Origin of the sequence: Microbacterium sp. AG1240 (assembly GCF_003635115.1) — a bacterium.
GTDB lineage: Bacteria > Actinomycetota > Actinomycetes > Actinomycetales > Microbacteriaceae > Microbacterium.
On record NZ_RBXJ01000002.1, the window covers coordinates 471,695 to 496,873 of the forward strand.

Here is a 25,179-nt window from a genome sequence, read left to right on the forward strand (position 1 = left end):
GGTCTCGCGGTCAGTCGAGCGCTACCGCGGCCTCAAGGGTGAGCCAGGCGCCGAGCTGCACCGACAGGTCGCGCTCGGGCGCCTCGGGTGACGGGTCGGCGGGAGTCGTCGCGTCGGCCGAGAAGACCGGCAGCCCGTCGAGCGTGGCGCGGCCCGCCCAGAGGGCGTCGGCGTTCGCGATCACGAGGGAGCGGGCGGATGCTGCGGCCCGCCCGAGCGTCGCAGCATCCGGGCCCCCAGCGTCGGCCCGGGTCTGGAGGACGGATGCTGCGTCGGCCGCGTAGCGGCACGCGATGCCCGCGAACAGGCCGCGATCGCCGCCTCCCGCTCCGGGGAGGAGGAGCGACGGCCCGGTCCACGCGGCGATCGCCCCCACGAGGGCGGCGGCGCGGGAGGCGAAGCGCGCCTCGTCGTGGGCGAGCGCGGCCGCCGCGCCCAGCGCGACACCCTGGCAGTACGTGTAGAGCTCGGTCGCCCGGCGGGTCTCGATGCCGCGCTCGACGACAACCCCGTCGATGACCAGGCCGCTCGAGGGGTCGCGGAGGGTCTCGTGCATCCAGTCGCTCAGCCGCGCGGCGGCGCCTCGGCGCCCGGTGCGGGCGAAGAGGATCGCGGCGGGTCCGTTGGCGGGCGCGTTGAAGAAGGGGTTGCCGACCTCCCACGGCACGGCGCCGACCGCGGGGTCGATCGCGCCCTCGAGCCGCGCGGCGATGCGCTCGGTCGCGCGGCGGTGGTCGCCGCGTTCGAGGGCGAGTCCCATCCAGGCCAGGTCGTCGTAGAACGTGCGCGACAGGGTGCCGCCGTTGCGCAGACGGATGCCGCGGACGAGCCGCCGCGCGCGTCGTCGCCGGGCGGGGGAGGGGCGATGCGCGGCGGCGTCGAGCGCCGCGTCGAGCAGGTGCGCGCTCCACCAGTAGTGCCAGCGGGCGGGGCCCCCGCGGTGGCGCAGCGGGATCGGCGGCCACGCCGATCGTCCCCACGCGATGCCGGGGACCCCGCCGAGGTACCGGTCGAGGATCGCGCGCTCGGCGAAGGCTGCGCGCGCGTTGCGTTCTGTCGTCGCGGTCATCCCCTCATCCTCCCCGTCGCGGGCTGTGGTCTCCGGCACCGTCGGCGCAACGACCGGAGGAGAAGTCACGAAAGGAGGGGCCCCAGCGCCCGCGGCATCCTCCACCTGTGAGATCTCCTCCGCCGATGACACCGCTCAGGCCTTGAGCGCCTTCGCGATGCGCTGCGGCGAGACGGGCTCGGCGGTGCCCAGTCGCTGGGCGAACAGGCTCACCCGCAGCTCCTCGAGCAGCCAGCGCGCGTGCGCGATGCCCGGGGCGGCATCGAGGGGGAGCGGGATGCTGCCGCCGGCCTCCTGGAAGGGGGCGGCGGCCCGTTCGAACTCGGTCATCCTGCTGCGGTCGCGGCCGGCGTTGTCGGCCAGGGCGTTCACCCGCTCGAGGGCGCCGGCGAGATATCGCGGCACGTGCGCGAGGCGGGTCAGACCGATACGCGAGACGAAACCGGGGAACACCAGGCCCGACAGCTGCGCGCGAACGTCGCCGAGAGCGCCGAGGAGGGTGAGGGAGTTCTGACCCTTCATCGCCCGATCGACCTCACGGGCGGCGGCGAGCACGCGCGCGGCGAGCGACACGGCGGCGAAGGTGTCGTCGACGACCGCGGCCGAGAACGCGTCGCGAAGGTTCTCGAACTCCTGACGGGTGCGCACGACCCGGCCGGGGGCGAGCCGGTCGAGCAGCTGATCGACGACCGCGACCCGGGCGTCTTCGATGAGGGCCTTGGCGTTCTGGTAGGGCGAGGCGGCGAGCGTCAGCTTCTCGTTGGCGGTGAGGTGGTCGAGCACGTAGGTCGCCGGCGATGCGACGGCCAGCAGCAGCATCCGTCGCACCCCGTTCCGGGTGAGCGCTGCCGCGGAGTCGGCGGTCGCCTCCAGTCGCAGCGAGACCGACGCACCGTCGTCGACGATCGCGGGGTAGCCGCGCACGATGCCGCCCGCGACCCTCGTGTCGACCATCTCGGGAAGGTCGTCGAAGGTCCACGCGGTGAGCCCGGAGCGTTCGGGGAAGCCGGCTGCGCGGCCGTCGAGGCTCGCCGCCGCGATCTTCGCCGCGCCGCCCCGGGCGCCCTTGGGCGCCTCGCGCCCGGCGATCGTATCTGCGACGCTCGTGCGGGCGCGGTCGGCGAGCCGGGCCTGCAGCGCCGCGAGATCGCGGTCGGTGCCGACCGTGCGGCCCCGGGCGTCGACCGCGCGGAACGACACGCGAAGGTGCGGTGAGACGCGCTCGAACTCGAAGTCGGCGGCGGTCACGGGCTGGTTAGCGACGCGCTGCACGAGAGCGGCGAGGGCATGGACGAGCGAGGCGGCGGGGAGTCCGTCGTGGTCTTCCGGGCCGCGCCCCGCGAGGTCGGCGGCGAACCGCTCGGCCCAGTCGGCCGCGGGAACCACGTTGCGGCGGATCGTCTTCGGCAGCGCCCGCAACAGCGAGGTGACGAGTTCGTCGCGGAGACCCGGCACCTGCCAGTCGAAGCCGACCGGTCGCAGCGACGCCAGGAGGGCCAGCGGCACGACGACCGTCACCCCGTCGTCGTCGGCGCCCGGTTCGAAGCGGTAGGCCAGGCCGAGCACCTGGTCGCCCTGGCGCCAGCGCGATGGGAAGCCCTTGTCGTCGCCGCGCCCGCCCTCGCCGGTGAGGTCGGCTTCGGTGACGTCGAGCAGCCGCGGGGTGCGCGACGACGTCTCGGTCCACCACGCCTCGAACGAGCGCACGTCGAACACGTCGGCCGGCAGCCGCGCGTCGTAGAAGGCGAAGATGGCCTCGTCGCCGACGAGGATGTCGCGACGCCGCTCGCGCTCCTCGATCTTCTCCAGCAGTCGCCGCTGCTCGGTGTTGCGTCGGAGGAACGCGGTGAGCCGCTTGTCGAGCATCGACGCATCCCACTCGCCCTCGACGAGCGCGTGCCGCACGAACATCTCGCGGGCGAGCGGCCGGTCGAAGCGGGCGAGCTGCACCCGACGCTTCGGCACGATCTCGACCCCGAAGAGGGTCACCTTCTCATAGGCGGATGCGGCGCCCGCGGCCTTGGACCAATGGGGCTCGCTCAGCGACCGCTTGGCGAGGTCTCCCGCCAGCGACTCGGCCCACGCCGGGTCGATGGACGCCACCGTACGGGCGTACAGGCGAGAGGTCTCGACGAGTTCGGCGGCCATGACCGCGGCGGGCTTGGCCTTGCGCAGCCCCGAGCCCGGGAAGATCGCGAACCGGGCGCCGCGCGCCCCGAGGTACTCCGCCCGCGGAGCGCCGGCGCCGCGCGCGGGCTTGCGGTCCTGCGGCGACTTCGCGGTGCGGACGTCGAGGAGGCCGATGTGCGAGAGGAGGCCGGAGAGGATCGCGCGGTGGATCGCGTCGCCGGCCTCGTGCCCGCCCACCGCGGCGCCGTCGGACGCCGACGAGACGCGTACGGGCGCGGGCGCAGCATCCTTCTTCCGCCTCCGGGGGCGATCGCCCGACGGCCCGAGCAGCGACCGCAGCTGCCGGTGCACGTCGGCCCACTCGCGCACCCGCACGTAGTTGAGGTGCTCGGCGCGGCAGAGGCGGCGGAAGGCGCTCGATCCGAGCTCGGACTGCTGCTCCTGGAGGTGGTTCCAGAGGTTCAGCAGCGAGAGGAAGTCGCTGGTCGGGTCGGTGAACCGGGCGTGCAGGCGGTCGGCCTCCTCGCGCCGTTCCTCGGGGCGTTCGCGCACGTCCTGGATCGACAGGCCGGCGACGATGGCCAGCACCTCCGACTCCACCCCGTCGCGGCGGGCCTCGATGAGCATCCGGGCGAAACGCGGGTCGATCGGGAGCCGTGCGAGCTCGCGACCGATATCGGTGAGGCGCGGCTGCTCGTCGCGCGAGCGGGGGGCGCGCATCGCGCCGAGTTCGAGCAGCAGGTCGAACGCCGCTTTCACGCCCCGAGAGTCGGGCGGGGTGAGGAAGGGGAACGCCGAGATGTCGCCGAATCCGAGCGAGAGCATCTGCAGGATGACGGAGGCGAGCGAGGTGCGCAGGATCTCGGGTTCGGTGAACTCGGGACGACGGTCGAAGTCGTCCTCCGAGTACAGGCGGATCGCGATGCCGTCGGACGTACGGCCCGCGCGGCCCGATCGCTGCTGGGCGGATGCTTGCGACACCGCCTCGATCGGGAGCCGCTGCACCTTCGAGCGCGCGCTGTAGCGCGAGATGCGGGCCGTGCCCGTGTCGACGACGTACCGGATGCCGGGGACGGTGAGGCTCGTCTCGGCCACGTTCGTGGAGAGGATGACGCGTCTGCGAACGCCGGCGACCTTCGAGCGCTCGAACACGCGATGCTGCTCGGCCGCCGACAGTCGCCCGTAGAGGGGGAGCACCTCGGTGGGCGAGGCATCGGACGAGTACGCGCCGCGGACGGCGTCGGCCGCATCCCGGATCTCCGCCTCTCCCGGGAGGAACACCAGCACGTCGCCGGGGGCCTCGCGGTCGAGTTCGCGCAGCGCCGCGACGATGCCGCCGATCTCATCGGGGTCGTCGTCGGGCGCAGCCTTCTTCGACGCCGGAGCGACCGCGCTCTCGCCGGTTTTCGAGTCCGCCGAAGGCTCCGGTACCAGAGGCCGGTACCGCACCTCGACCGGGTAGGTGCGCCCCGAGACCTCGATGATCGGAGCGGGGGTGCCCGCAGCATCCGCGAAGTGCTTCGCGAAGCTCTCGGGATCGATCGTCGCCGAGGTCACGATCACCTTGAGGTCGGGGCGCTCGGGAAGGATGCGGCGCAGGTACCCCAGCAGGAAGTCGACGTTCAGCGAGCGTTCGTGGGCCTCGTCGATGATGATCGTGTCGTAGCGGCGCAGCAGCCGGTCGCGGTGGATCTCGTTGAGGAGGATCCCGTCGGTCAGCAGCGCGATGCGCGTGTCTTCGGTGACCTTGTCGGTGAAGCGCACCTTGTAGCCGACGGTCGTGCCCAGCGGCACCTGCAGCTCCTCCGCGATGCGCTCGGCGATGGTGCGGGCGGCGATCCGGCGGGGCTGTGTGTGCGCGATACGCGTGCGACCGAGCTCGAGGCAGATCTTCGGCAGCTGCGTGGTCTTGCCCGACCCGGTGGCGCCGGCGACGATCACGACCTGCGAGGTGGCGATGGCGCGCGCGATCTCGTCCCGTGCGGCGCTGACGGGCAGCTCGGACGGGTACGTGATCACGGGTTCTGGCACAGACACAGCCTTCCATCGTAGATCCCCGCGCCGTCACGCGGGCTTTCGGTCGGAACGCGGGCCTTGCGGGCCGCGAAGCCCGCGCCCCGGCCGAAAGCCCGCGCGCGGGAGGGTCGCGGGAACCGGGGCGCCGTCAACCCCGGCCCTCGCGCGGGTCGCCGTCCCTAGGGTGGAACCATGACGATTCCTCTTGTCTCACTGAACGACGGCCACCAGATTCCCCAGCTCGGTTACGGCGTGTTCAAGGTGCCCGCCGAAGACACCGAGCGCGCCGTCGCCGAAGCCCTCGAGGTCGGCTACCGACACATCGACACCGCCGCCATCTACGGCAATGAGGAGGGTGTGGGCGCCGCGATCGCGAAGAGCGGCATCGCGCGCGACGACCTCTTCGTCACCACCAAGCTCTGGAACGACCGGCAGAGCGGCGACCAGCCGTTCGAGGCGATCACCGAGAGCCTCGACAAGCTCGGGCTGGAGTCGGTCGACCTGTACCTCATCCACTGGCCCACCCCGCAGAAGGACACGTTCCTCAACGCGTGGGAGCACCTCATCAAGATCCGCGACAACGGGCAGACCCGCTCGATCGGCGTCTCGAACTTCCTCGTGCCGCACCTCGAGCGCATCGTCGAGGCCACCGGCGTCACCCCGGCGGTCAACCAGATCGAGCTGCACCCCGCCTACCAGCAGCGTGAGATCACCGCGTGGGCCGACGAGCACGACGTGCGCATCGAATCGTGGGGTCCGCTCGGCCAGGGCAAGTACGACCTCTTCGGCCTGCCCGCCGTCGCCGACGCCGCGGCCGCCCACGACAAGACCCCCGCGCAGGTCGTGCTGCGCTGGCACCTGCAGAAGGGGTTCATCGTCTTCCCGAAGTCGGTGCGCCGCGAACGCCTCGAGGAGAACATCGACGTCTTCGACTTCGAACTCAGCGGCCCCGAGCTCGTCGCGATCGACGCGCTCGACCCCCGCGATGGCTCGGGCCGCGTCAGCGCGCACCCCGACGAGGTCAACTAGAACGGACCGATCGCCCTGAACAGCCGCCTGGCCGAGTCCTCGAGCCCCTACCTGCGCGCCCACGCCGACAATCCCGTCGCGTGGTTCGCGTGGGGGCCCGAGGCCTTCGCCGAGGCGGCGCGGCGGGGCGTTCCGGTGATGGTGTCGATCGGCTACGCCACCTGCCACTGGTGCCACGTCATGGCGCGGGAGTCGTTCCAAGACTCCGCGACCGCCGCCGTGATCAACGAGGGCTTCGTCGCGGTGAAGGTCGACCGCGAAGAGCACCCCGACGTCGATGCCGCGTACCTCGACGCAGCATCCGCCTTCACCCCCCACCTCGGCTGGCCGCTCACGGTCTTCACGACCCCAGAGGGGCGGGTCTTCTACGCGGGCACCTACTGGCCGGGTGAGCCGAGACCGCCGCTGCCGGCGTTCCGCGAGGTTCTCGGTGCGGTGCGCGAGGCGTGGACCGAGCGCCGCGACGAGGTCGAGCGCACCGGCGGGGCCCTGCGCGACGCCCTCGAGGCGGCGGCGTCCGCGGCGTCGGAGGCGGCGGGGCTGCCCACCCTCGACGACCTCGCGGATGCTGCGCGTCGCCTCGTCGACAGAGAAGACCGCACGTACGGGGGGTTCGCCGCCGGTTCCGGCATGGAGAATCCGAAGTTCCCGACCGTGCCGGCGCTGCGGTTCTTGCAGGCGTCGACGCTGCCGGTGCCGGAGGCCCCCGCGGTCGCGCGGCGCGCCCTCGAGGCGATGGCGGCGTCCGACCTGCGCGATCCGGTCGACGGAGGCTTCTTCCGTTACGCGACGCGTCGGGACTGGAGCGTCCCGCACTACGAGCGGATGCTGACCGACAACGCCGGCCTCATCGAGGTCGCCCTCGATGCGGGTGAGCCCGCGATCGCGGCCGATGTCGCGCGGTTCCTCATCGAGGTGCTGCAACAGCCCACGGGCGGGTTCGCCGCGGCGCAAGACTCCGAGTCGATCATCGACGGACGCCGCGACGAGGGCGGCTATTACGCGCGCGACGCCGAGGGTCGCGCCGACCTGGCGCCGCCCGCGCTCGACGGCAAGGTCGTCACGGCGTGGAACGGCCTCGCGATCGGCGCGCTCGCCCGCGCCGGTATCGCCCTCGGAGACTCGGGCGCGCGGTTGATCGAGGCGGCCCGATGGGCGGCCGAGGCGGTTCTCGAGAGCAACATCGGCGACGACGGGATGCTGCGTCGGGCGTCGCTCGACGAGATCGTCTCGCGTGCCCCCGCCACCCTCGAGGACTACGGATCGCTCGCCCGCGGGTTGGCACTGCTCGCCGCCGCGACCGGCGAGGTGCGCTACGCCCGCGCCGCGCGAGACCTCGTCGACGCCTGCCTGAGCGACGGTGTCGTCGTCGTTCCCGGCGGGGGCGACCCGGTGCTGGTCGCGCAGGGGATGGCGGTCGGCGGCTCCGACACCGACGGGGCATCCCCGTCGCCGGCGGCCGCCTTCGCCGGGGGCGCGCTCGCGCTCTGGCACCTCGGCGCGGGCGACCGCTACCGCGACGCGGCCGCCTCGCTCGTCGCCCGCGTCGCGCCCACGGCCCTGGAGCAGCCGCTCGGGCACGGAGCGATGCTCGACGTCGCCGTCGCGCTGGCCGCACCGCCCCGACAGCTCGTCGTGGTCGGTGCCCCGGGGAGCGCTCTCGGCGAGGCGGCACGCAGCATCCGTGCCGACGTCGTCGCCTTCGTCACGCCCGAGCAGGCCGACGCGTTCGCCGCCGACGGCTTCTCGCTCTTCGAGGCCAAGACGCCCCAGCGCGGCCTCCCCACCGCGTACGACTGCCGCGGCTTCGTGTGCCGCCTGCCCGCCACCGACCCGGCGCAGCTGGGCAGCTCCGCTTAGCGGCGGAATGTGACGCATTCCTGCGTGTGACCCCTCAGGTTCGTGCGGTCACTCGCCGGGAAGTGGCGCACTCGGCGCGTGGCTCGCGGGGCGCAGCTGGGCAGCTCTGCGGAGCGACGGAATGTGACGCATTCCTGCGTGTGACCCCACAGGTTCGCGGGGTCACTCGCCGGGAAGTGGCGCATTCGGCGCAGCGCGGGCCGGCGCAGCACTGGCGCGCGGCGCAGCGCGGGCGCGCAGCGCGGGCGCGCAGCGAGGCCGGCGCAGCGAGGCCGGCGCGCGGCGCGGCGTGAGACCTGGGTCTCAGTCGAGCAGGTGCCGCAGGAAGCGGCCGGGCGCGTCGAGGAACGAGCGGTGCGAGCGCACGACCTCGAGCTCCTCCCACTCCGTGCGGTGGATGCCGTCGTCGCCGAGCTCGAGGATCGTGGCGCCCGGGAGCGCGGCGAGAACGGGGGAGTGCGTCGCGCAGATGACCTGGGTGCCCCGGGATCGCATGCGGTCGAGCGCGGCCAGCCAGCGCAGCGTGGAGGAGAACGACAGCGCGGCCTCGGGCTCGTCGAGGCACGCGAGGCCGGTGACGAACTGCGGGTGGTCGAGCTTGTCGTCGAGAAGAGCGTTGAACGACTCGCCGTGGCTCAGGCGGTGGAGGCTCGGCTGCTCGCCGCCGAGGTCGTCGAGGTAGGAGTAGTAGCCGTGCATCGTCTCGGCGCGCAGGAAGAACCCCCACCGCGAAGCTCGCGGGCTGCGCACGATCCGCAGCCACTGCCCGAGCGGCGACTCCGTCTCCCGTGTCTGCGCCCCGCCGTTGACCGTGCCGCCCTCCGGCGGCAGTCCCGCGGCCTCGGCGATGCCCTCGAGGAGCGTCGACTTGCCGGAGCCGTTCTCGCCCACCAGGAACGTCACGCCGGCGTCGAACTCCCACCCGTCCGTGCGTGCCACGCGCAGGAAGTCGGCGATCGCGGGGATGGTGGCCGGCCACGCCGACTCGTCGACCGGGGCGTTCTGGAACACCGCGACACGCTGGATGGGCCGTTCGTCGGTCAGCCAGGCGTCGGTTCGATCGTCCACGGTCAGATCCAGGTGGGCAGCCAGTTGTGGATGCGCCAGAAGTCGTACGGCACCGTCATCCCCGTCCACACCGGGTACCAGAACGCCGAGACGAGGGCGACGATGACGAGGAAGACGATCACCGAGTTCTGGCCCGCGGCGCGGCGGGCGGGTGCAGCATCCGCTCGTCCGGTGATCTCGCGGAGCGCGAAGGTCAGCGCCAGAACGAGGAAGGGCATGATCGCGACCGTGTAGAACTGGAAGATCGTGCGCTCGGGGTAGAGCAGCCACGGCACGTACGTCGCCGCAGCCCCGATCAGCACGGCGGCGTAGCGCCACTCGAGCGTCATCGCGAACCGCGCCGCGAGGAAGACGACCGCGGCGACCGCGGCCCACCAGATGAGGGGATTCGGGATGCTGGAGACGGCCTCGACTCCGGCGTCGCCCTGGTTCCAGTACATCGAGGTCGGACGGATCAGAAGCGGCCACTGCCATGCCGGGCTCTGGTAGCTGTGCGGCGTGGTGAGCCCCACGTGAAACCCGTAGATCTGCTGGTGGTAGTGCCAGAGGTTCTGGATACCGAGCGGCACCCACGACCAGAAGCCCTGCGCGGGCGCGTTGTCGACGGAGTGCCGATCCCAGCCGCTGTCGGTGGTGAGCCAGCTCGTCCACGACGCGAGGTAGACCACCGCGGCGACGGGGACGAGCAGGAGGAAGGCGACCGGTCCCTGGCGGAACGCGGCATCCGCGGGCCAGATGCCGACGCCGGCACGCCGCCGGGCGAGGGCGTCGGTGACGACGATCCAGACGCCGAACGCCGCGAGAACGTAGAGGCCCGACCACTTCACGGCCGTGGCCGCACCGAGAGCGGCGCCCGCTGCGAGAAGCCACGGACGGTTCCAGAACACCGGGCCCCAGGCGGGGTGGTGTCCGTCGGCCTCGCGTGCGGCGGCGAACGCGGCGAGGCGATCGACGTGCGTTCGCCGGTCGAGCAGCACGAACCAGAAGCCGAAGAGCAGGAAGAACGTGAGGATGCCGTCGAGCAGCGCGACCCGGCTGAGCACGATCGACAGGCCGTCGATGGCGAGGAGGCCCGAGGCGATGCCGGCGAAGGCGACGGAGCCGGTCAGGGTCTTCGCGACGAGGTAGACCAGCAGCACCGTCGCGGTGCCGAAGACGGCGACGGCGAACCGCCACCCGGTCGAGGAGTCGGGACCGAACAGCGCCATGCCGAGGCCGATGAAGAAGCGCCCGAGCGGCGGGTGCACGACGAAGCTGCCCGCGGTCTCGAACGCGTTCGTGTCGCCCCCGAGGAAGAGCGCATCGGCGCCCTCGGTCGGCCACTTCGCGGGGAAGCCGAGCACCCACTGGCTCCACGAGTCCTTGACGTAGTAGGTCTCGTCGAAGACGATCGCGCGGGGGTGCCCCAGGTTCCAGAACCGCAGCGCCCCGGCGAGGAGGGTCACCAGCGCGGGGACGAGCCACGCGAGAAGCCGCTCGCGCTGCGGATCGGCCGCGATCCTCGCGCGCCACCGGTCGAGGGGCGCCGGGCGCTGCGCGGGGAGCAGCGGCTCGGCAGTCGTCACGGCAACAGCCTACTTCCGCACGGTGCGCGCTCGGATGCTGCGCGGCCGGGCGAAGCCGCCGAACCCCGCGCCTATGGTGGGACGGTGATCATCCTCGCGGCGACGCCCATCGGCAATCTCGGCGACGCGTCGCGTCGGCTCGTGGAAGCTCTCGAGGCGGCGACCGTGATCGCCGCCGAAGACACCCGCACCACGATCCGTCTGCTCAGCGCGCTCGGCATCGAGAACCGCCCGAAGCTCGTCGCCCTCCACGACCACAACGAGAAGGAGCGCGCGGGCGACCTCGCCGAACGCGCCCGCACCGAAGACGTGCTGGTGCTCAGCGACGCCGGCATGCCGACGGTCAGCGACCCCGGGTACGGTCTCGTCGCCGCCGCGGCGGCCGCGGGCGTGCGGGTGACGGTCATCCCCGGCCCGAGCGCCGTGCTCACCGCGCTGGCCGTGTCGGGGCTGCCGACCGACCGCTTCGCCTTCGAGGGGTTCCCGCCGCGGAAGTCGGGCGAGCGCCGCGCCGCTTTCACGGCCCTGGCGAGCGAGGCCCGCACCCTCGTCTTCTTCGAAGCGCCGTCGCGTCTCGCGGCGACCCTGCACGACATGGCCGCGGGCTTCGGCGCCGACCGTCGGGCGGCGGTCTGCCGCGAGCTGACGAAGTTGCACGAGGAGGTCGTGCGCGGTCCGCTCTCCGACCTCGCCGAGTGGGCCGAGACCGGGGCACGCGGCGAGATCGTCGTTGTCGTCGCCGGCGCCGAGCCGCGAGCCGTGGCCTTCCCCGACGCCGTCACCCAGGTGCTCGAGATGGTGCGCACGGGCACCCGCCTGAAGGAAGCCGCCGGCGAGGTGTCGACCCTCACCGGGCACTCCTCGCGCGAGCTGTACCAGGCCGCGCTCGCCGTCAAGCGCTGACCCCGTCGCGCACGCCGGCGTCGGAGGATCGCACCGGCGTCGGAGGATCTGCGCGCATTCGTCCGACGACGGCGCGACCCTCCGACCCGGGGGCGTCCGTCACAGCGACCGGGGCGCCGCATCCGCCCCCGTAGAATCTCGGGGTGAGCAACGGCCGGTCTTTCTATGTCACGACGCCGATCTTCTATCCGAGCGACGTGCCCCACATCGGCCACGGGTACACCACCGTGGCCGTCGATGCGCTCGCGCGCTGGCACCGCCAGTCGGGCGATGACACATGGATGCTGACCGGAACCGACGAGCACGGTCAGAAGATGATGCGTGCCGCCGCGGCGAACGGGTCGACGCCGCAGGAGTGGGTCGACAAGCTCGTGGGCGAGTCGTGGTTCCCGCTGCTGAAGACCCTCGACGTCGCGAATGACGACTTCATCCGCACGAGCCAGCCGCGGCACGAGGAGCGCGTCGCGCAGTTCGTGCAGGCGCTCTACGACCGCGGCTACATCTACGCGGGGGAGTTCGAGGCGCTGTACTGCGTCGGCTGCGAGGAGTTCAAGACCGAGGCCGAGATCGTCGACGGAACCGGGGCCTTCGAGGGGCTGAAGGTCTGCGCGATCCACTCGAAGCCGCTCGAACTGCTGCAGGAGAAGAACTACTTCTTCAAGCTCAGCGAGTTCCAGGACCGCCTCCTCGACCTCTACCGCACGGTGCCCGACTTCGTGCGGCCCGAGTCGGCGCGCAACGAGGTCGTGTCGTTCGTGAAGAACGGCCTCAAAGACCTGTCGATCTCGCGCTCGACCTTCGACTGGGGCATCGGGGTGCCGTGGGACTCCTCCCACGTCATCTACGTCTGGGTCGACGCGCTGCTGAACTACGCCACCGCCGTCGGCTACGGCTCCGACCCCGAGCAGTTCGCCCGCCGCTGGCCGGCGTACCACGTGGTCGGCAAAGACATCCTGCGCTTCCACGCGGTGATCTGGCCCGCGATGCTCATGGCGGCCGGCGTCGAGGTGCCGCGCGGCGTCTTCGCGCACGGGTGGCTGCTCGTCGGCGGCGAGAAGATGTCGAAGTCGAAGCTCACCGGCATCGCGCCGACCGAGATCACCGACGTCTTCGGCTCCGACGCCTACCGGTTCTACTTCCTCTCGGCCATCGCGTTCGGACAGGACGGCTCGTTCTCGTGGGAGGACCTCTCGGCCCGCTACCAGGCCGAGCTCGCCAACGGCTTCGGCAACCTCGCCTCGCGCACGATCGCGATGATCGAGCGCTACTACGAGGGGATCGTCCCGATCGCCGGCCCCTACACCGATGCCGACCTGGCGATCCAGAAGACGGTGGCGGATGCGGCGACGACCGCCGACGCCGCGATCGAGCGGTTCCGGATCGACGAGGCCATCGAGGCGATCTGGACGATCGTCACCGAGCTGAACGGCTACATCACGATCAACGAGCCGTGGGCGCTCGCCAAGGACGAGACGCAGCGCGAACGGCTGGGAACGGTGCTGTACACCGCGGCCGAGGGGCTGCGGGCTCTCGCCGTGCTGCTCTCGCCGGTGATGCCCGAGTCGACCGAGAAGCTCTGGATCGCCCTGGGCGCCGCCGAGACGATCGGCCGCCTGCACGATCAGCCCCTGCGGGAGGCCGGTGCGTGGGGCGTGCTGCGCCCCGGTTCGTCGGTCAACGGGCTCGCGCCGCTGTTCCCGCGCGTCGAGCAGGACAAATGAGCGCAGCTCCCGGATCGGAGCCGGTCGAGCGGCCGCGCGGCACGCTCGATCAGGCCGATCCGAGCGCGTACGTGCGCGAGCGGTCGGTCGACGGGCGCCGTGACGTGAGCTATCCGCCGGCACCCGAGCCCCTCGCGGTCGGGGTGTACGACAACCACACGCACCTCGAGATCGCCGACGGCGACGAGGGGCTCTCGCTCGACGAGCAGCTCGCCCGCGCCGTCGAGGTCGGAGTTCTCGGGGTGGTGCAGGCCGGCGGCGACATCGACTCGTCGCGCTGGTCGGCGTGGGCCGCCGCATCCCACCCCCGCGTGCTCGCGGCCGTCGCCATCCATCCCAACGAGGCGCCGGCGTACGAGGAGGCGGGCGAGCTGGATGCTGCGATCGCGGCCATCGACGCGCTCGCAGCGGAGCCTCGGGTGCGTGCCATCGGCGAGACGGGGCTCGACTTCTTCCGCACGGAGGAGGGCGGGTTCGCCGCGCAGCACCGCTCGTTCGAGGCGCACATCGCGCTGGCGAAGAACCACGGCATCGCGATGCAGATCCACGACCGCGATGCGCACGACGCCGTCCTCGAGACGCTCGAACGCGTCGGAGCGCCGGACAAGACGGTGTTCCACTGCTTCTCGGGCGACGAGGCCATGGCGCGGATCGCCGCCGACCGCGGCTACTACCTGTCGTTCGCCGGCAACGTGACGTTCAAGAACGCGCAGAACCTCCGTGACGCGCTGCGGGTCATCCCGCGCGAGCGCATCCTCGTCGAGACCGACGCGCCGTTCCTCACGCCCGTGCCCTACCGCGGACGCCCGAACGCGCCCTACCTCGTGCCCGTGACGATGCGCTTCATCGCCGACGAACTCGGGGCAGACCTCGACGAGCTCTGCGCGCAGGTCGCCGCGAACACCCTCGAGGTCTACGGCTCCTTCGACTGACTCGCGGGTCGTGTCGCTGCTCGCGCTGCCCATGGATGCGCCCGCGGGCATCTCTCGACCGCGCGAGCGGGAGAGGCCGCCGGGCACGCGAAAGGGGGCGCCGCGAACCGCGACGCCCCCTTCGTGAGCCTCAGACCGCGTCGGGGCTGGGCGCATCGATGGCGGCCCGCTGGGGTCCGCCCGACTTCAGCATCGCGAGGCGGGCCTCGACCTCGGTGAGCTCACCGACGTCTTCGAGCTGGTTGAACTGTGCGTCGATGCTCGAGGCGGCGAGCTCCTGCTTGCCGGCGGCGAGGGCCTCCTGGCGGCGGATCTTGTCTTCGAACCGACCGAGCTCGCTCGTCGGGTCGAGCACGTCGACCGACTTCACGGCGTCGTGCACGCGGTTCTGCGCCTCGGCGACCTTCGACCGGGCCAGCAGCTCGCTGCGCTTGGAGCGCAGCTGCTCGAGCTTGCCCTTCATGCCGTTGAGGCCGTCCTTGAGCTTGTCGACGACCTCGGTCTGCGACGCGATGGTCGGAGCCGCCGACTTCGCCTCGTTCTCGGCCGAGATCTGACGCTGCAGGGCGATCTTGGCCAGGTTGTCGAACTTGTCGGCCTCGGCCGGGTTCGTGGGGCGCACCTCGTCGGCGCGCTTCGAGGCGGCCAGGGCCTTGTTGCCCCACTCGGCCGCGGCCTGCACGTCTTCCTGGTGGTCGCGCTCGAGGAGGCGGAGGTTGCCGATGGTCTCGGCGATCGCCGACTCGGCATCGTGGATCGAGTTCGTGTAGTCGCGCACGAGCTGGTCGAGCATCTTCTGCGGGTCTTCCGCCTGATCGATCAGCGAGTTGACGTTCGCGCGGATGAGGGTGGAGATGCGACCGAAGATGGACTGCTTGGCCATCGGGGTTCCTTCCTGTTGACGTCTGTTCCGAGTGTGTCGGTGGATGCTACGAGTTACCTGTGACGCGCCGGTGCTGCGAGGGCGGCATCAGAAGCGCCCGCCGCCGCGCCGCGAGCGCGAACCGCCGCCGCCGAAGCTGCCGGAGCGGCGCCCGCCGCCACCGAAGCCGCTGCGACCGCTCGAGCGTGATCCGCCGCCCCCGAACGAGCCGAAGCCGCCGCCATAGCTGCGCGACGACCGCCCGCCGCCCGAGATCGCGCTGCTGACGATGCCGCCGAGCAGGGCTCCCATGAAGCTCGATCCGGCGCCGCCACCGCCTCCGCCGAACATGTCATTCGACGAGGAGAATCCGCCGACGTCGGTGCGGGCGTATTGCACGGCCTGTCCGGCGAGGCTGTTCGCGCGCTGCGCTTCCCCGAGCGCCTGCTCCGGGTCGATGCCCTGCAGCTGCTGCGCGCGGGCGAGAGCCGCGCCCGCCTCGGCCAGACGCGTGCGGGCCTCGGAGCCGACGGCGCCGCGACGGGCCGCGATGAAGTTCTCGGCCGCCGACACCTGCGCCTGCGCCTGGGCGAGTTCGGAGCTGAGCTGCTGTGCCACGCGCTGCGACCGTGCCGCAGCATCCCTCACCGACTGCACCAGTTCGTCGATGCGCTGGTCGGTCGCCTGCAGCGACTGGAGCGTGTGCAGCGGTCGGCGTCGGGCGCCGGCGAGCTCGGCCCGGGCGGCGTCGAGGTCGCCGCGGGTGACGTCGATCACGGCGGCGACACGCCCGTCGGGGTCGGGCAGCGTCATCGCGGTACGGACGTCCTGTTCGATGCCCTCGATGACCGCTGCGGCCTGTCGGTCTGCGGCGGCGAGGTCGGTGGCGAGTGTGTCGATCGCGGTCTCGAGCACGACGGCCTGGCCGACGGCCTCCTCGGCCGCGCGGATGCCGACGGCCGCCTCACCCGTCTCGCCGGCGTCGAGCGCGGTCTGCGCCGCGGTCAGCTGCTCATCGGCGAACGCGATGCGCGCGCGGGCCTGGTCGACGTTGTCGTCGACGGTCTCGAGCGCCTCCGGTGCGTACGAGCCCTGCAGCGCCGACAGTGCGGCTGCGGCCTCGTCGATCGCCGAGGCTGCGGCGGTGCGTGCATCGCGCGCTCGAACGAGGGCGGCGGGGGCGTCGGCTTCGAGCTTGCGCAGCTCGTCGAACGCGTCGACCTTCTCGTCGAGGCCCTGGTTCGCTTCTGCGCAGAGCTGGATGATCTGCGTGTTCCACGCCCGCACCTGCTCCTCGGTGTCGGGCACGTCGTCGTCGAGCTGCTGCTGCAGGGCGAACGCCTGGCTGAGCTTGTCGCGCGCGGACTGCAGAGCCGCGGCGAAATCGGTGGTGGCGTCTTCGCCGAACTGCGCGGCGGCGAACCCGAGCTCCTGCTCGCTGGTGCGGATGGCGTCGTCGGTGTCGATGAGGGCGGATGCTGCCTGCCGCCGCAGCTCATCCGTCGGAACCGGCGGGGGCCCGGGTTCGACGCCGGGGGCCGTGGTGGTCTTCTTCCGTCGGGAGCGGAGGACGATCACCAGGATGACGACCCCGACGGCGAGGACGGCGAGAACCAGGAGGACGGTCCAGATCACGTCCGAGATCGAGGGTAGGAGCGGGTTGGGAACCATCGTGCCGCCGGACCCCGCTTGGTCGGCCTCTTCCAGGCCTTCCGCGGCGGCATCGACGGACCCGGCCCAGTCGTCGTTCCCCAGTGCGGGGATGAGGCGCTCTTGTTCGATCGCACCGAGCTGCTCGAACGAGATGGGTCCGGAGGAATCTCCCGACAGGTAGAACTGGCGCGCGTCGACAGCGACGGCCAACAGGTACTGCGTCGGCCCGAGGCCGTTCTGGTCAGCCGTCTCGTTGGCCCAGTCCGCGGAATCCGAGGGGTTCGTGAACTCGTCGACGAACACCACCCAGAGATCGAGCCCCGTGGAGGTGCGCAGCTGCTCGATGCGAGCCTGCGCGTCGAACTCCTGCTGCGGAGAGAGGGCGTCGACCTGGTCGTACACGCGGGTCGATCCGAGCTCTACGGGCTCCGTCGCGGAGGCGGCGATGGCGGCTCCGCCTACCACGAGAGCCAGCGCGAGAGCGGCGGCGGTCGAGAGGCGCGCACGCAGGCGCACTCGTGGGAGGAGCGTCCGGACAGCCACGGGACGAGTCTATGCACCGGCGGGCATGCACGATAGCGCCCGGCGTGCCCCGCCTCCGGCGCGGGGGCGCCGGTCTAGGCTCGGCCGGTCGGGAGGAGCAGCATGGACGATCGGTACGGCGCAGACGTGCTCGCGAAGGGATGGCGCGACGCCGGCCGCAAGGTCGCCGCGCAGGTCGAAGCATCCCGCGACCTCGTCGTGGAGGTGGCGGCCGACGGATACGTGGGCGCCGTCGTGGGCATCGCCTCCAGCACGGTCGAACTCGAAGACCGTCACGGGCGTCGTCGCCTCTTCCCGCTGGGTTCGGGCTTCCTCGTCGACGGCGAGCCCGTCGTGCTGGTCGTGCCGAAGGCCGCGCCCACCGGAACCCGCCGCACCGCCTCGGGGTCGTTCGCCCCCGCCTCGGAGCGGGCGCGGGTGGCGCGGGCGAGCCGCATCCTGGTCGAGGGCCGTCACGACGCCGAGCTGGTCGAGAAGGTGTGGGGCGCCGACCTGCGCGCCGAGGGCGTCGTCGTCGAATACCTCCAGGGCGTGGATCTGCTCGACGACCTGCTCGACGCCGAGCCGCCCTCCGCCGAGCGCCGCTACGGGGTGCTCGTGGACCATCTCGTGAAGGGGTCGAAGGAATCGCGCATCGCGGAAGCCGTCGCACGCGGGAAGCACGGTGCGCACGTGCGCATCGTCGGCCACCCGTTCGTCGACGTCTGGCAGTGCGTCACCCCGCAGACCATGGGCATCGAGCGCTGGCCCGAGATCCCCCGCAGCGTCGAGTGGAAGGTCGGCATCTGCCGCGCCTTCGGCTGGCCCGCCGAAGACCAGGCCGACATCGCTCGCGCGTGGCAGCGCATCCTCGCCAGGGTCACGACCTTCCGCAATCTCGAGCCCGCCCTCCTCGGCCGTGTGGAGGAGCTCATCGACTTCGTCACCGTCGGCCCGTAACGTGGCCGCCTGCTCGCGGCGCACCGGGGCGCCTGGCGCGCTCGCGTAGCCTGGGGGAATGCCCGACCCCACTCCCGAGCCCCGTTTCCGCGAGCGCCCGGTGTCGTTCGTCCGCCGCAGCGGCCGGATGTCCGACGGGCAGGAGCGCGCCTGGGCCGCCCACGCCGAGTTCTACCTCCTCGACGTCCCCCGCGGCGATGCCGTCACGAGCGTGCGCGCCGATTCGACGATCGATCCGGCCGCCGTCTGGGGGCGTGAGGCGCCGCTGATCGTCGAGATCGGAACCGGCCAGGGGCATCAGATCGTGCACGCCGCCGCCACGCGTCCCGAGGTCGACTTCCTCGCGGTGGAGGTGTTCCGCGCCGGGCTCGCGCGCACCATGCTCGACGCCGACCGGGAGGGCGCGAAGAACCTCCGCCTGGTCGAGGCGAACGCCCCCGAGGTGCTCGAACACCTGCTGCCGGCGGCATCCGTCGACGAGCTCTGGGTGTTCTTCCCCGACCCGTGGCACAAGTCCAAGCACAACAAGCGACGCCTCATCGACGAGGAGTTCGCCGCCATCGCCGCCCGCGCTCTGAAGCCCGGCGGAACCCTCCGGCTCGCGACCGACTGGGAGCACTACGCCCGGCAGATGCGCACGGTCCTCGACGCGGCTCCCGACTTCCAGCGCACGTTCGAGGGGGAGTGGGCCGAGCGCTTCGACGGTCGCGTGCTCACCGCGTTCGAGCAGAAGGGCGCGCGGGTGGGGCGCAGCATCCGCGACCTCGCCTATCGCCGGGCGGACGACCGATGAAGTCGCCCGCCGTCGCCACGCCGGCGACAGCCACCTGGACGTGGTCGCTCGCGCCCGCACTCCTGGTCTGCCTCGCCGCCCCCGCGTTCTTCGTGCTGCAGATCGCCTGGCTCGGATGGATGCTGCTGACCGCCGCGCTCATCGGAGCCTGGCTCGTCGACCGCCACCACGGCGTCGCCATCCGTCCCTCCCGGCGAGCGGCCGAGAACTCCCCGCCGAGCCTCCTGCGCGATCTGTCGCTGATCGCGATCGGGCAGCTCATCGTCAGCGCGATCCCGTTGCATGCCGAGCTCGACAACCTCGCCTTCCTGCGGTTCACCCTCGCCCTGGGCGGAGCGGTGCTCGTGCCCTACGTCATCTCGCGCTTCGTCTACGGCGACTACGCCATCCGCTTCCCGTGGCGCGGCGGCGGGCGCTGGTCGCGCGTGCAGTGGATCTGGCTCGTGGGCGTCTTGGCGCTGGGCTGGCTGATCCTGCCGTTCTACTTCATCACCTCGGGCGTCTACCAGAACTGGCCGGTCGTGAACACGCCCGACCTCATCGCCCGGTTGTTCGTCGGGGTGGGCGCGGTCGGCATCTGGGACGAGCTCTTCTTCATCTGCACGGTGTTCGTGCTGCTGCGCCGTCACGCGGTGACGTGGCAGGCGAACGTGCTGCAGACCATCGTCTTCGTCGCCTTCCTCTGGGAGCTCGGCTACCAGGCGTGGGGACCGGCGCTGACGATCCCGTTCGCCCTGATCCAGGGCGTGGTGTTCCTCCGAACGCGGTCGCTGGCCTACGTCGTGACGGTGCATCTGCTCTTCGATGCGGTCGTCTTCTCGGTGCTCGTGCACGCCCACAACCCGGGCGCGCTCCCGATTTTCCTCGTCTGAGCGGGGAGTTTTTCGCGGGCTGATCTGACAAATACTGGATCCTCACAGGGGTCGCGCGGTAGGCTGCGAAAGCCGTAATGTCGCGGGGCTTCCTGTCGTCACGGACGCCCTCGCGCGCACGGACCGCCGCAGTCTCCCTTTGCGAAAGGCCCCCGCGTGAGTGCACCCTCCACCGATGTGATCGAGACCATCGTCGAACCGGCACGCGCCGACGGCTCGAGGGTGCGTCGGTCGCGAGTGCACCGGATGCTGCGGCTCGCCGCCGCCGACCTGTTCCGCTCGCCTCGGGGTGCCGTTCCCGTCGTCGAGCGCGGCATGTTCCGCCAGGTCTTCCTGCTGTGGGCGGTCGCGCGCGCGACGAGCCTCGGTCTGCTCTGGGGCGCCTATGAGCTCGCCCGGTCGCTCGGCCTCAGCCACGGCCCCGACGGCCAGCGCATCGGCACGTTCCTCGACTTCATCACCGAGTGGGACGCCGACCGCTACGGTCAGATCTCGCTCGAGGGGTATCCGGTCTCCCTCCCCATGAACGTGCAGGGCGACATCCTGCCGAACAACTGGGCGTTCCTCCCGGTCTTCCCCACTCTCGAGCGCATCTTCTCGCCGCTCGCGGGAGGGTCGTGGCAGCTCGCCGGCGTGGGAATCAGCATCCTGGCGACCCTCGGGGCGACCTGGGTGCTCTTCCTCCTGCTGCGTCGCACCACGACGCCGAAGGCCGCCTGGTGGGCCGTCGTCTTCTTCTCGTTCGCGCCGCTGTCGTTCGTCTACGTGCTGGGCTACGCCGAGTCGCTCCTCATGCTTCTCCTCTTCAGCGCCCTGCTGCTGATGCACCAGCGCCGGTATCTGGCGGTCGCGCCCATCGGTGTCATCGCCGCGTTCACCCGCCCCGGCGCGCTCGCGATCGCGCTGGCCCTCGGCATCCTCTTCCTCGTGCGGTTCTTCCGCCGCCGCGTCGACCCGTTCCCCCGCATCCAGGTGATCGGCATCCTCGTCTCCGGGGCGCTCTCGGCGTCGGCCGGTCTCATGTGGCCGGTCATCGCGCAGGCGGTCACCGGGACGCGCAATGCCTATATCCGCACCGAGACGGGCTGGTGGCTGCAGTCCGTCGGAAACGACGAGTTCATCCCGCTGACCCCCTGGTTCCGTCAGGCTGCCACGCACCTCGGCGTCATCGGGCCCATCCTGGTCGTCGCGCTCATGGTCGGCTTCGCGATGCTGCTCTGGTCGCGCTCGGTGCGGCGCCTGGGCATCGTCATCGTCTCGTTCGCGTTCAGCTACGGGCTCTACCTGTTCGCGGTGTTCCTGCCGCAGCAGAGCACGTTCCGGCTCATGGTGCCGCTGTCGCCCCTCCTCGGAGACGAACGCCTGTCGAAGACGAAGAAGCGGCGCACCGCGATCATCGCGGGATGCATCGGGCTGCAGACGCTCTGCGTCTGGGTGCTCTGGACCGTCAACCACCCGTAAGGGTCAGAGCCAGCGCTTCCGGCGGAACACGATGTAGAGCGTGAGCGACGTCGCCGCCATGAGCGCGAGCGCGAGCGGGTAGCCGAACTGCCAACTCAGCTCGGGCATCGATTCGAAGTTCATGCCGTAGATGCCGGCGACGAGGGTGGGTCCGAACAGGATCGCGGCCCAGCCCGAGATCTTCTTCACCTGCTCGCCCTGTTCGAGCGAGGTCTCGGTGAGGCGTTGGGTGACGAGGGTGGCATTGACGGTGAGGGCGTTCTCGAGGGTGGCCCGGAACCCGGAGAGCTTCTGGCAGACGACCAGAACGTGGTCGAGCACGTCGCGCAGAGACCGCTGCAGTTCGAGGTCGACGCGGTACTTCTCCGCGCCCCGTTGCAGCGACTCGAGCATGACGGCGAGCGGCTCCGAGGCGCGCTGGAACGCGATCACCTCCCGCGACAGGTCGTAGATGCGTCGCGACAGGTTCGGTTCCCCGGCGCCGAAGAGGGCGTCTTCGATCTCGTCGATGTCGTTCTGCACCCCCGCCGCCACCGGCGAGTACTCGTCGACGACCTCGTCGAGGATCGCGTAGAGCACCGCCTCCGGGCCGAGCGACAGGAGCTCGGGCTGCTGCTCGAGTCTCCGCCGCACGCGTGCGAGATCGGGCGAGTCGGCGTGGCGGATGGTGACCACGAAGTCGCGCCCGACGAAGACGTGGAGCTCGCCGAACTCCACCGTCTCCGTCGCGTCGATGTAGCGAGCGGGCCGGAGGACGGCGAAGAGGATGTCGCCGTAGCGCTCGAGCTTGGCTCGCTGATGACCGGTCAGGGCGTCCTCGATCGCGAGCGGGTGCAGGGAGAACTCCGCCGCCACCTTGTCGATCTCCTCGGGGGTCGGGCGGAAGAGTCCGATCCACGCCATGCCACCCTTGTCGCGCATGTACTCGAAGGTCTGCTCGAGGCTCTCGGGGTTCTCGATGCGCTGACCGCCGACGTACACGGCGTTGTCGATGATGGGCATCGCACCAGTCTCGCCCAGTCCGGAGGCGGTGGAGGACGATCCCTACGCAATCCTCACGCGAGGGGCCCGAACCGGCGACCCGCGCGTCCGCACCGCCCTAGCCGACGGCCTGTCGGCGGGCAACGGCACCTCCGGGGGCCCGCCGTGGGCCACAGTAGGGGGATGAAGCGCGACGAGACCGACGACCCGAGCGACAGTGCTCCCGGCGTCACGGGGGAGCTGACAGAGGATCGCTACGTCGGCGGTCGCGACATCACGCACTGGCGCACCCGCGCGGGCGCCACCATCGAGCACGTCGCTCGTCGGGTGGGGGAGAGGATCGGTCCCTACACCGCGCTCGTGATCACCCTCATCGTGGGTCTCGCCCTGGTGGTGGCGTTGAGCGTGGCCGCGGTCGAGGTCTACGACGCCGTTGCGGACGGCGACGGCGTCGCCGGCGTCGACGAGCCGCTGCTGCTGTTCATGATGACGCTGCGAAGCCCGGGACTCGATGTGGCGGTGACGGCCTTCACCGACATCGCCGGCACGATCGGCATGCCCGTGATCGCGGTGCTCGGCATCGTGGTGCTCGGCGTGAAGAGAAGGTCGTGGACCCCGGTGGTCATCATCGCCGCAGCCGGAGCGGGTTCGCTGCTGATGACCATCGCCGGCAAGGAGCTGATCCAGCGAGAGCGTCCGCCTCTGGTCGACGCGGTGCCCCCGTTCGAATACTCGCCCTCGTTCCCCAGCGGCCACACCCTCAACGCGGTCGCCGTCATCGGCGCGATCGCCTACCTGCTCGTGCTGCGGCGCACCTCCCGCGGTGCGCGGATCGCGATCATCGCCGCGGCGGTCGCGTTCGACCTCCTCGTCGGCATGAGTCGCGTCTATCTCGGTCATCACTGGTTCACCGACGTGCTCGTCGGATGGATCCTCGGCGCGCTGTGGTTGGCGCTCGTGATCACCGCGCACCGCCTCTATCTGACGATCCGGCGCCAGCGTCACCCCTCCGTCGGTGCGTCGCCGGTCGATCACAACTAGATCGATCGGTCCGTTCGAGGCTCCGCGCCCATATGGTGGAGTGTCGAACGGCGCACCGAAGCCGTGAGGATCGCGGTGGGGGAAACGTGAGCACAGTCCAGGAAGTGGCGCGACGCGAAGCGATCGCCCAGTATCGCGTCGTCGGGGTTCCGCCCGAGCCCGATCTCGAGGGTCTCGTGCAGCTCGCAGCGCGCGTGTGCGGGGTGTCCACCGCGGTGATCAACATCATCGACGACCGCCTGCAGCACCAGATCGCCGCCGTCGGCATGCAGGCGTCGGTCTGCAGTCGCGAAGACTCCATGTGCGCGGTCGTGTTCCGAAAGCCCGGCCACGTCGTGGTATCGGACGCCCGCGAGGACGAGAGGTTCGCCCGCAATCCCTTCGTCACCGGCGAGATCGCCTCCGTGCGCTTCTACGCCTCGAGCCCGCTGATCACGCCGGAGGGCATCCCGATCGGAACGCTGTGCGTCTTCGACGAGCAGCCCGGTGAGCTCAGCCCCGAAGACAGCCGTGCTCTGGCTCTCCTGGCCCACCAGGTCGTCGATGTGCTCGAGCTGAGGCGAATCACCCGCGAGCTCGGTCAGTCGAACGAGCAGCTGGAGAACTTCGCGAGTCAGGTCAGCCACGATCTGCGCAATCCGCTCACCGCGATCGCCGGGTTCATCGAACTGGCCGCCGACAGCCCCGAGCTCGCGAACGCGCCGCAGGCCGCCCGCGCCCTGGCCCGTGCCGAGTCGGCCGCGGCGCGCATGGATTCGATGATCGCCGACCTGCTGGCCTACGCGCGGCTCGGCGGCCTGCAGCCTCGGCGTGACGAGGTCGAGTTCGACGACGTGGTGCGCGGGGTGCTCGACGACCTCGACTCCGCGCTGTCGGCGGCCGGTGCCACCGTGTCGGTCGACGCCGAGGTGCAGGTCATCGGTGACGAGACGCTGCTGCGGGTGCTCGTGCAGAACCTCGTGGCGAACGCGGCCAAGTTCAGCAGCGCCGCCGGCGTCGAGCCGCATATCGACGTGCGCGCCCACGGTCTCACGGGCGGATGGCGCATCACCGTGGACGACAACGGCCCCGGTGTACCCGTCGAGCAGCGCGAACGCGTGTTCGAGCTCATGGAGCGCGGCACGGCGCAGGAGGTGCCCGGTCTCGGCATCGGGCTGTCGACGTGCCGCCGCATCGTAGAGGCGCACGGCGGACGCATCGGCATCGACGCCTCGCCCGCGGGCGGCGCGAGCATCTGGATCGTGCTGCCCGACAGCGTCGACTGACGGGGGCGGATGCTGCGGAGGCGCGCCGCATCCGTCCGGCCGGCGGGCGCCGTCAGGCCACCGCGGCCGCCGTCCGGCGCTCGGTCGGCTGGTGCTCCACATCGTCGAGGTCGAAGGACAGCCCCCCGGTCGACGCCGCCTGCGTCGCCAATGCGCGCAGCAGGTCGGGATCGAGCAGCTCCGGCTCGGTGCCGGCGAACACGAAGCGCAGCGCGATCGACGGCTGGATCCACACCGTGGTGCGGCCGTCGACGGCATCGTGCGGGTGCCGCCACGTCAGCGTGAAGCTCTCGCCGCGGCGCAGCTTCGCGGCGATGACGATCTTCACGTGCGCGAGCAGCCGGTCGGGCAGTTCGATCGGCGTCGCCCCGCCGCCGTAGAACAGGTGTGCCATGTCGCGATGCCGTCCTTCTGTCGTGGTGGACAGGCGCGTCTGAAAGAAGGCCCCCCGCCTCGCACATCTATCCGTTGTGGAG

Annotated in this window: 19 protein-coding genes; 11 read left to right on the forward strand and 8 right to left on the reverse strand. The window is 71.3% G+C overall.

All coding sequences use genetic code 11. The features are described 5' to 3' along the window. Positions 1 to 10: 10 nt before the first annotated feature. Together DEU34_RS10855 and hrpA are read right to left on the reverse strand one after the other, a co-directional pair. Positions 11 to 1,069 carry a glycoside hydrolase family 76 protein gene (locus DEU34_RS10855; RefSeq protein WP_121150177.1) on the reverse strand — a complete coding sequence of 353 codons (1,059 nt, stop codon included), beginning with the start codon at positions 1,067 to 1,069 and terminating at the stop codon, positions 11 to 13. A 135-nt stretch (positions 1,070 to 1,204) separates the two neighbouring features. Beyond that, complete coding sequence (hrpA, locus tag DEU34_RS10860; protein ID WP_121150178.1) at positions 1,205 to 5,236, reverse strand: ATP-dependent RNA helicase HrpA; 4,032 nt, start codon at positions 5,234 to 5,236, stop codon at positions 1,205 to 1,207. Positions 5,237 to 5,407: 171 nt separating this feature from the next. On the opposite strand from hrpA, the gene DEU34_RS10865 reads away from it, so the two are divergent. Together DEU34_RS10865 and DEU34_RS10870 are read left to right on the forward strand one after the other, a co-directional pair. Then, a complete protein-coding gene (locus DEU34_RS10865; protein ID WP_121150179.1) occupies positions 5,408 to 6,244 on the forward strand; it encodes an aldo/keto reductase in 837 nt (278 codons plus the stop codon). Positions 6,245 to 6,259: 15 nt separating this feature from the next. Beyond that, positions 6,260 to 8,104 carry a DUF255 domain-containing protein gene (locus DEU34_RS10870; protein ID WP_121150180.1) on the forward strand — a complete coding sequence of 615 codons (1,845 nt, stop codon included), beginning with the start codon at positions 6,260 to 6,262 and terminating at the stop codon, positions 8,102 to 8,104. A gap of 303 nt (positions 8,105 to 8,407) precedes the next feature. Here the strand turns inward: DEU34_RS10870 and DEU34_RS10875 are convergent, their stop codons facing one another. Together DEU34_RS10875 and DEU34_RS10880 are read right to left on the reverse strand one after the other, a co-directional pair. Beyond that, the gene (locus tag DEU34_RS10875) at positions 8,408 to 9,172 is read right to left on the reverse strand and encodes an AAA family ATPase (RefSeq protein WP_183042439.1); all 765 of its coding nucleotides are present in this window, start codon (positions 9,170 to 9,172) and stop codon (positions 8,408 to 8,410) included. 2 nt (positions 9,173 to 9,174) lie between these two features. Further along, positions 9,175 to 10,737: a dolichyl-phosphate-mannose--protein mannosyltransferase gene (locus DEU34_RS10880; protein WP_259460122.1), complete on the reverse strand. Its 1,563-nt coding sequence runs from the start codon at positions 10,735 to 10,737 to the stop codon at positions 9,175 to 9,177. An 84-nt stretch (positions 10,738 to 10,821) separates the two neighbouring features. Between DEU34_RS10880 and rsmI the strand changes: the two genes are divergently transcribed. From rsmI to DEU34_RS10895, 3 genes are all read left to right on the forward strand, one after another. Further along, complete coding sequence (rsmI, locus tag DEU34_RS10885) at positions 10,822 to 11,640, forward strand: 16S rRNA (cytidine(1402)-2'-O)-methyltransferase (RefSeq protein ID WP_121150181.1); 819 nt, start codon at positions 10,822 to 10,824, stop codon at positions 11,638 to 11,640. Between the two features lie 143 nt (positions 11,641 to 11,783). Beyond that, positions 11,784 to 13,361, forward strand: a complete 1,578-nt coding sequence (gene metG / locus DEU34_RS10890) for a methionine--tRNA ligase (protein WP_121150182.1) — start codon at positions 11,784 to 11,786, stop codon at positions 13,359 to 13,361. After that, a complete protein-coding gene (locus DEU34_RS10895) occupies positions 13,358 to 14,293 on the forward strand; it encodes a TatD family hydrolase (protein WP_121150183.1) in 936 nt (311 codons plus the stop codon). Before metG ends, DEU34_RS10895 begins: the two co-directional genes overlap by 4 nt. A gap of 130 nt (positions 14,294 to 14,423) precedes the next feature. On the opposite strand, the gene DEU34_RS10900 is transcribed toward DEU34_RS10895, so the two are convergent. Continuing rightward, positions 14,424 to 15,176, reverse strand: a complete 753-nt coding sequence (locus tag DEU34_RS10900; RefSeq protein ID WP_121150184.1) for a PspA/IM30 family protein — start codon at positions 15,174 to 15,176, stop codon at positions 14,424 to 14,426. 87 nt (positions 15,177 to 15,263) lie between these two features. Beyond that, a complete protein-coding gene (locus tag DEU34_RS10905) occupies positions 15,264 to 17,351 on the reverse strand; it encodes a TPM domain-containing protein (RefSeq protein WP_259460123.1) in 2,088 nt (695 codons plus the stop codon). Between the two features lie 102 nt (positions 17,352 to 17,453). Between DEU34_RS10905 and DEU34_RS10910 the strand changes: the two genes are divergently transcribed. From DEU34_RS10910 to DEU34_RS10925, 4 genes are all read left to right on the forward strand, one after another. Further along, positions 17,454 to 18,290 (forward strand): DUF3097 family protein, encoded by an 837-nt coding sequence (locus tag DEU34_RS10910; RefSeq protein ID WP_121150185.1) that lies wholly within the window; start codon positions 17,454 to 17,456, stop codon positions 18,288 to 18,290. 58 nt (positions 18,291 to 18,348) lie between these two features. Then, complete coding sequence (trmB, locus tag DEU34_RS10915; RefSeq protein WP_121150186.1) at positions 18,349 to 19,083, forward strand: tRNA (guanosine(46)-N7)-methyltransferase TrmB; 735 nt, start codon at positions 18,349 to 18,351, stop codon at positions 19,081 to 19,083. Beyond that, positions 19,080 to 19,955: a CPBP family intramembrane glutamic endopeptidase gene (locus tag DEU34_RS10920; protein ID WP_121150187.1), complete on the forward strand. Its 876-nt coding sequence runs from the start codon at positions 19,080 to 19,082 to the stop codon at positions 19,953 to 19,955. The genes trmB and DEU34_RS10920 overlap by 4 nt, the downstream gene beginning before the upstream one ends. 156 nt (positions 19,956 to 20,111) lie before the next feature. After that, entirely contained in the window at positions 20,112 to 21,416 is a 1,305-nt protein-coding gene (locus tag DEU34_RS10925) for a hypothetical protein (RefSeq protein ID WP_147424047.1), read from the forward strand. A 3-nt stretch (positions 21,417 to 21,419) separates the two neighbouring features. Here the strand turns inward: DEU34_RS10925 and DEU34_RS10930 are convergent, their stop codons facing one another. After that, on the reverse strand, positions 21,420 to 22,418 hold the full coding sequence (locus tag DEU34_RS10930) for a magnesium and cobalt transport protein CorA (RefSeq protein ID WP_121150189.1): 999 nt from the start codon (positions 22,416 to 22,418) through the stop codon (positions 21,420 to 21,422). 162 nt (positions 22,419 to 22,580) lie between these two features. Here DEU34_RS10930 and DEU34_RS10935 point away from each other — a divergent pair, with 162 nt between their 5' ends. Both DEU34_RS10935 and DEU34_RS10940 read left to right on the forward strand, forming a co-directional pair. Then, positions 22,581 to 23,438 (forward strand): phosphatase PAP2 family protein, encoded by an 858-nt coding sequence (locus DEU34_RS10935; protein WP_121150190.1) that lies wholly within the window; start codon positions 22,581 to 22,583, stop codon positions 23,436 to 23,438. A 104-nt stretch (positions 23,439 to 23,542) separates the two neighbouring features. Then, positions 23,543 to 24,703, forward strand: coding sequence for a GAF domain-containing sensor histidine kinase (locus DEU34_RS10940; RefSeq protein WP_259460124.1), 1,161 nt, complete (start codon positions 23,543 to 23,545; stop codon positions 24,701 to 24,703). Positions 24,704 to 24,755: 52 nt separating this feature from the next. Here the strand turns inward: DEU34_RS10940 and DEU34_RS10945 are convergent, their stop codons facing one another. Continuing rightward, positions 24,756 to 25,097, reverse strand: a complete 342-nt coding sequence (locus DEU34_RS10945; RefSeq protein ID WP_121150192.1) for a hypothetical protein — start codon at positions 25,095 to 25,097, stop codon at positions 24,756 to 24,758. Positions 25,098 to 25,179 lie beyond the last annotated feature (82 nt).

What these genes read in the sequence shown, in the direction of transcription:
- DEU34_RS10935 (WP_121150190.1), top strand. Translation starts at nt 22,581, where the DNA reads ATGAAGCGCGACGAGACCGACGACCCGAGCGACAGTGCTCCCGGCGTC.
- DEU34_RS10945 (WP_121150192.1), bottom strand. Translation starts at nt 25,097, where the DNA reads ATGGCACACCTGTTCTACGGCGGCGGGGCGACGCCGATCGAACTGCCC.
- DEU34_RS10895 (WP_121150183.1), top strand. Translation starts at nt 13,358, where the DNA reads ATGAGCGCAGCTCCCGGATCGGAGCCGGTCGAGCGGCCGCGCGGCACG.
- DEU34_RS10855 (WP_121150177.1), bottom strand. Translation starts at nt 1,069, where the DNA reads ATGACCGCGACGACAGAACGCAACGCGCGCGCAGCCTTCGCCGAGCGC.
- DEU34_RS10930 (WP_121150189.1), bottom strand. Translation starts at nt 22,418, where the DNA reads ATGCCCATCATCGACAACGCCGTGTACGTCGGCGGTCAGCGCATCGAG.
- DEU34_RS10865 (WP_121150179.1), top strand. Translation starts at nt 5,408, where the DNA reads ATGACGATTCCTCTTGTCTCACTGAACGACGGCCACCAGATTCCCCAG.
- DEU34_RS10910 (WP_121150185.1), top strand. Translation starts at nt 17,454, where the DNA reads ATGGACGATCGGTACGGCGCAGACGTGCTCGCGAAGGGATGGCGCGAC.
- trmB (WP_121150186.1), top strand. Translation starts at nt 18,349, where the DNA reads ATGCCCGACCCCACTCCCGAGCCCCGTTTCCGCGAGCGCCCGGTGTCG.
- DEU34_RS10900 (WP_121150184.1), bottom strand. Translation starts at nt 15,176, where the DNA reads ATGGCCAAGCAGTCCATCTTCGGTCGCATCTCCACCCTCATCCGCGCG.
- DEU34_RS10920 (WP_121150187.1), top strand. Translation starts at nt 19,080, where the DNA reads ATGAAGTCGCCCGCCGTCGCCACGCCGGCGACAGCCACCTGGACGTGG.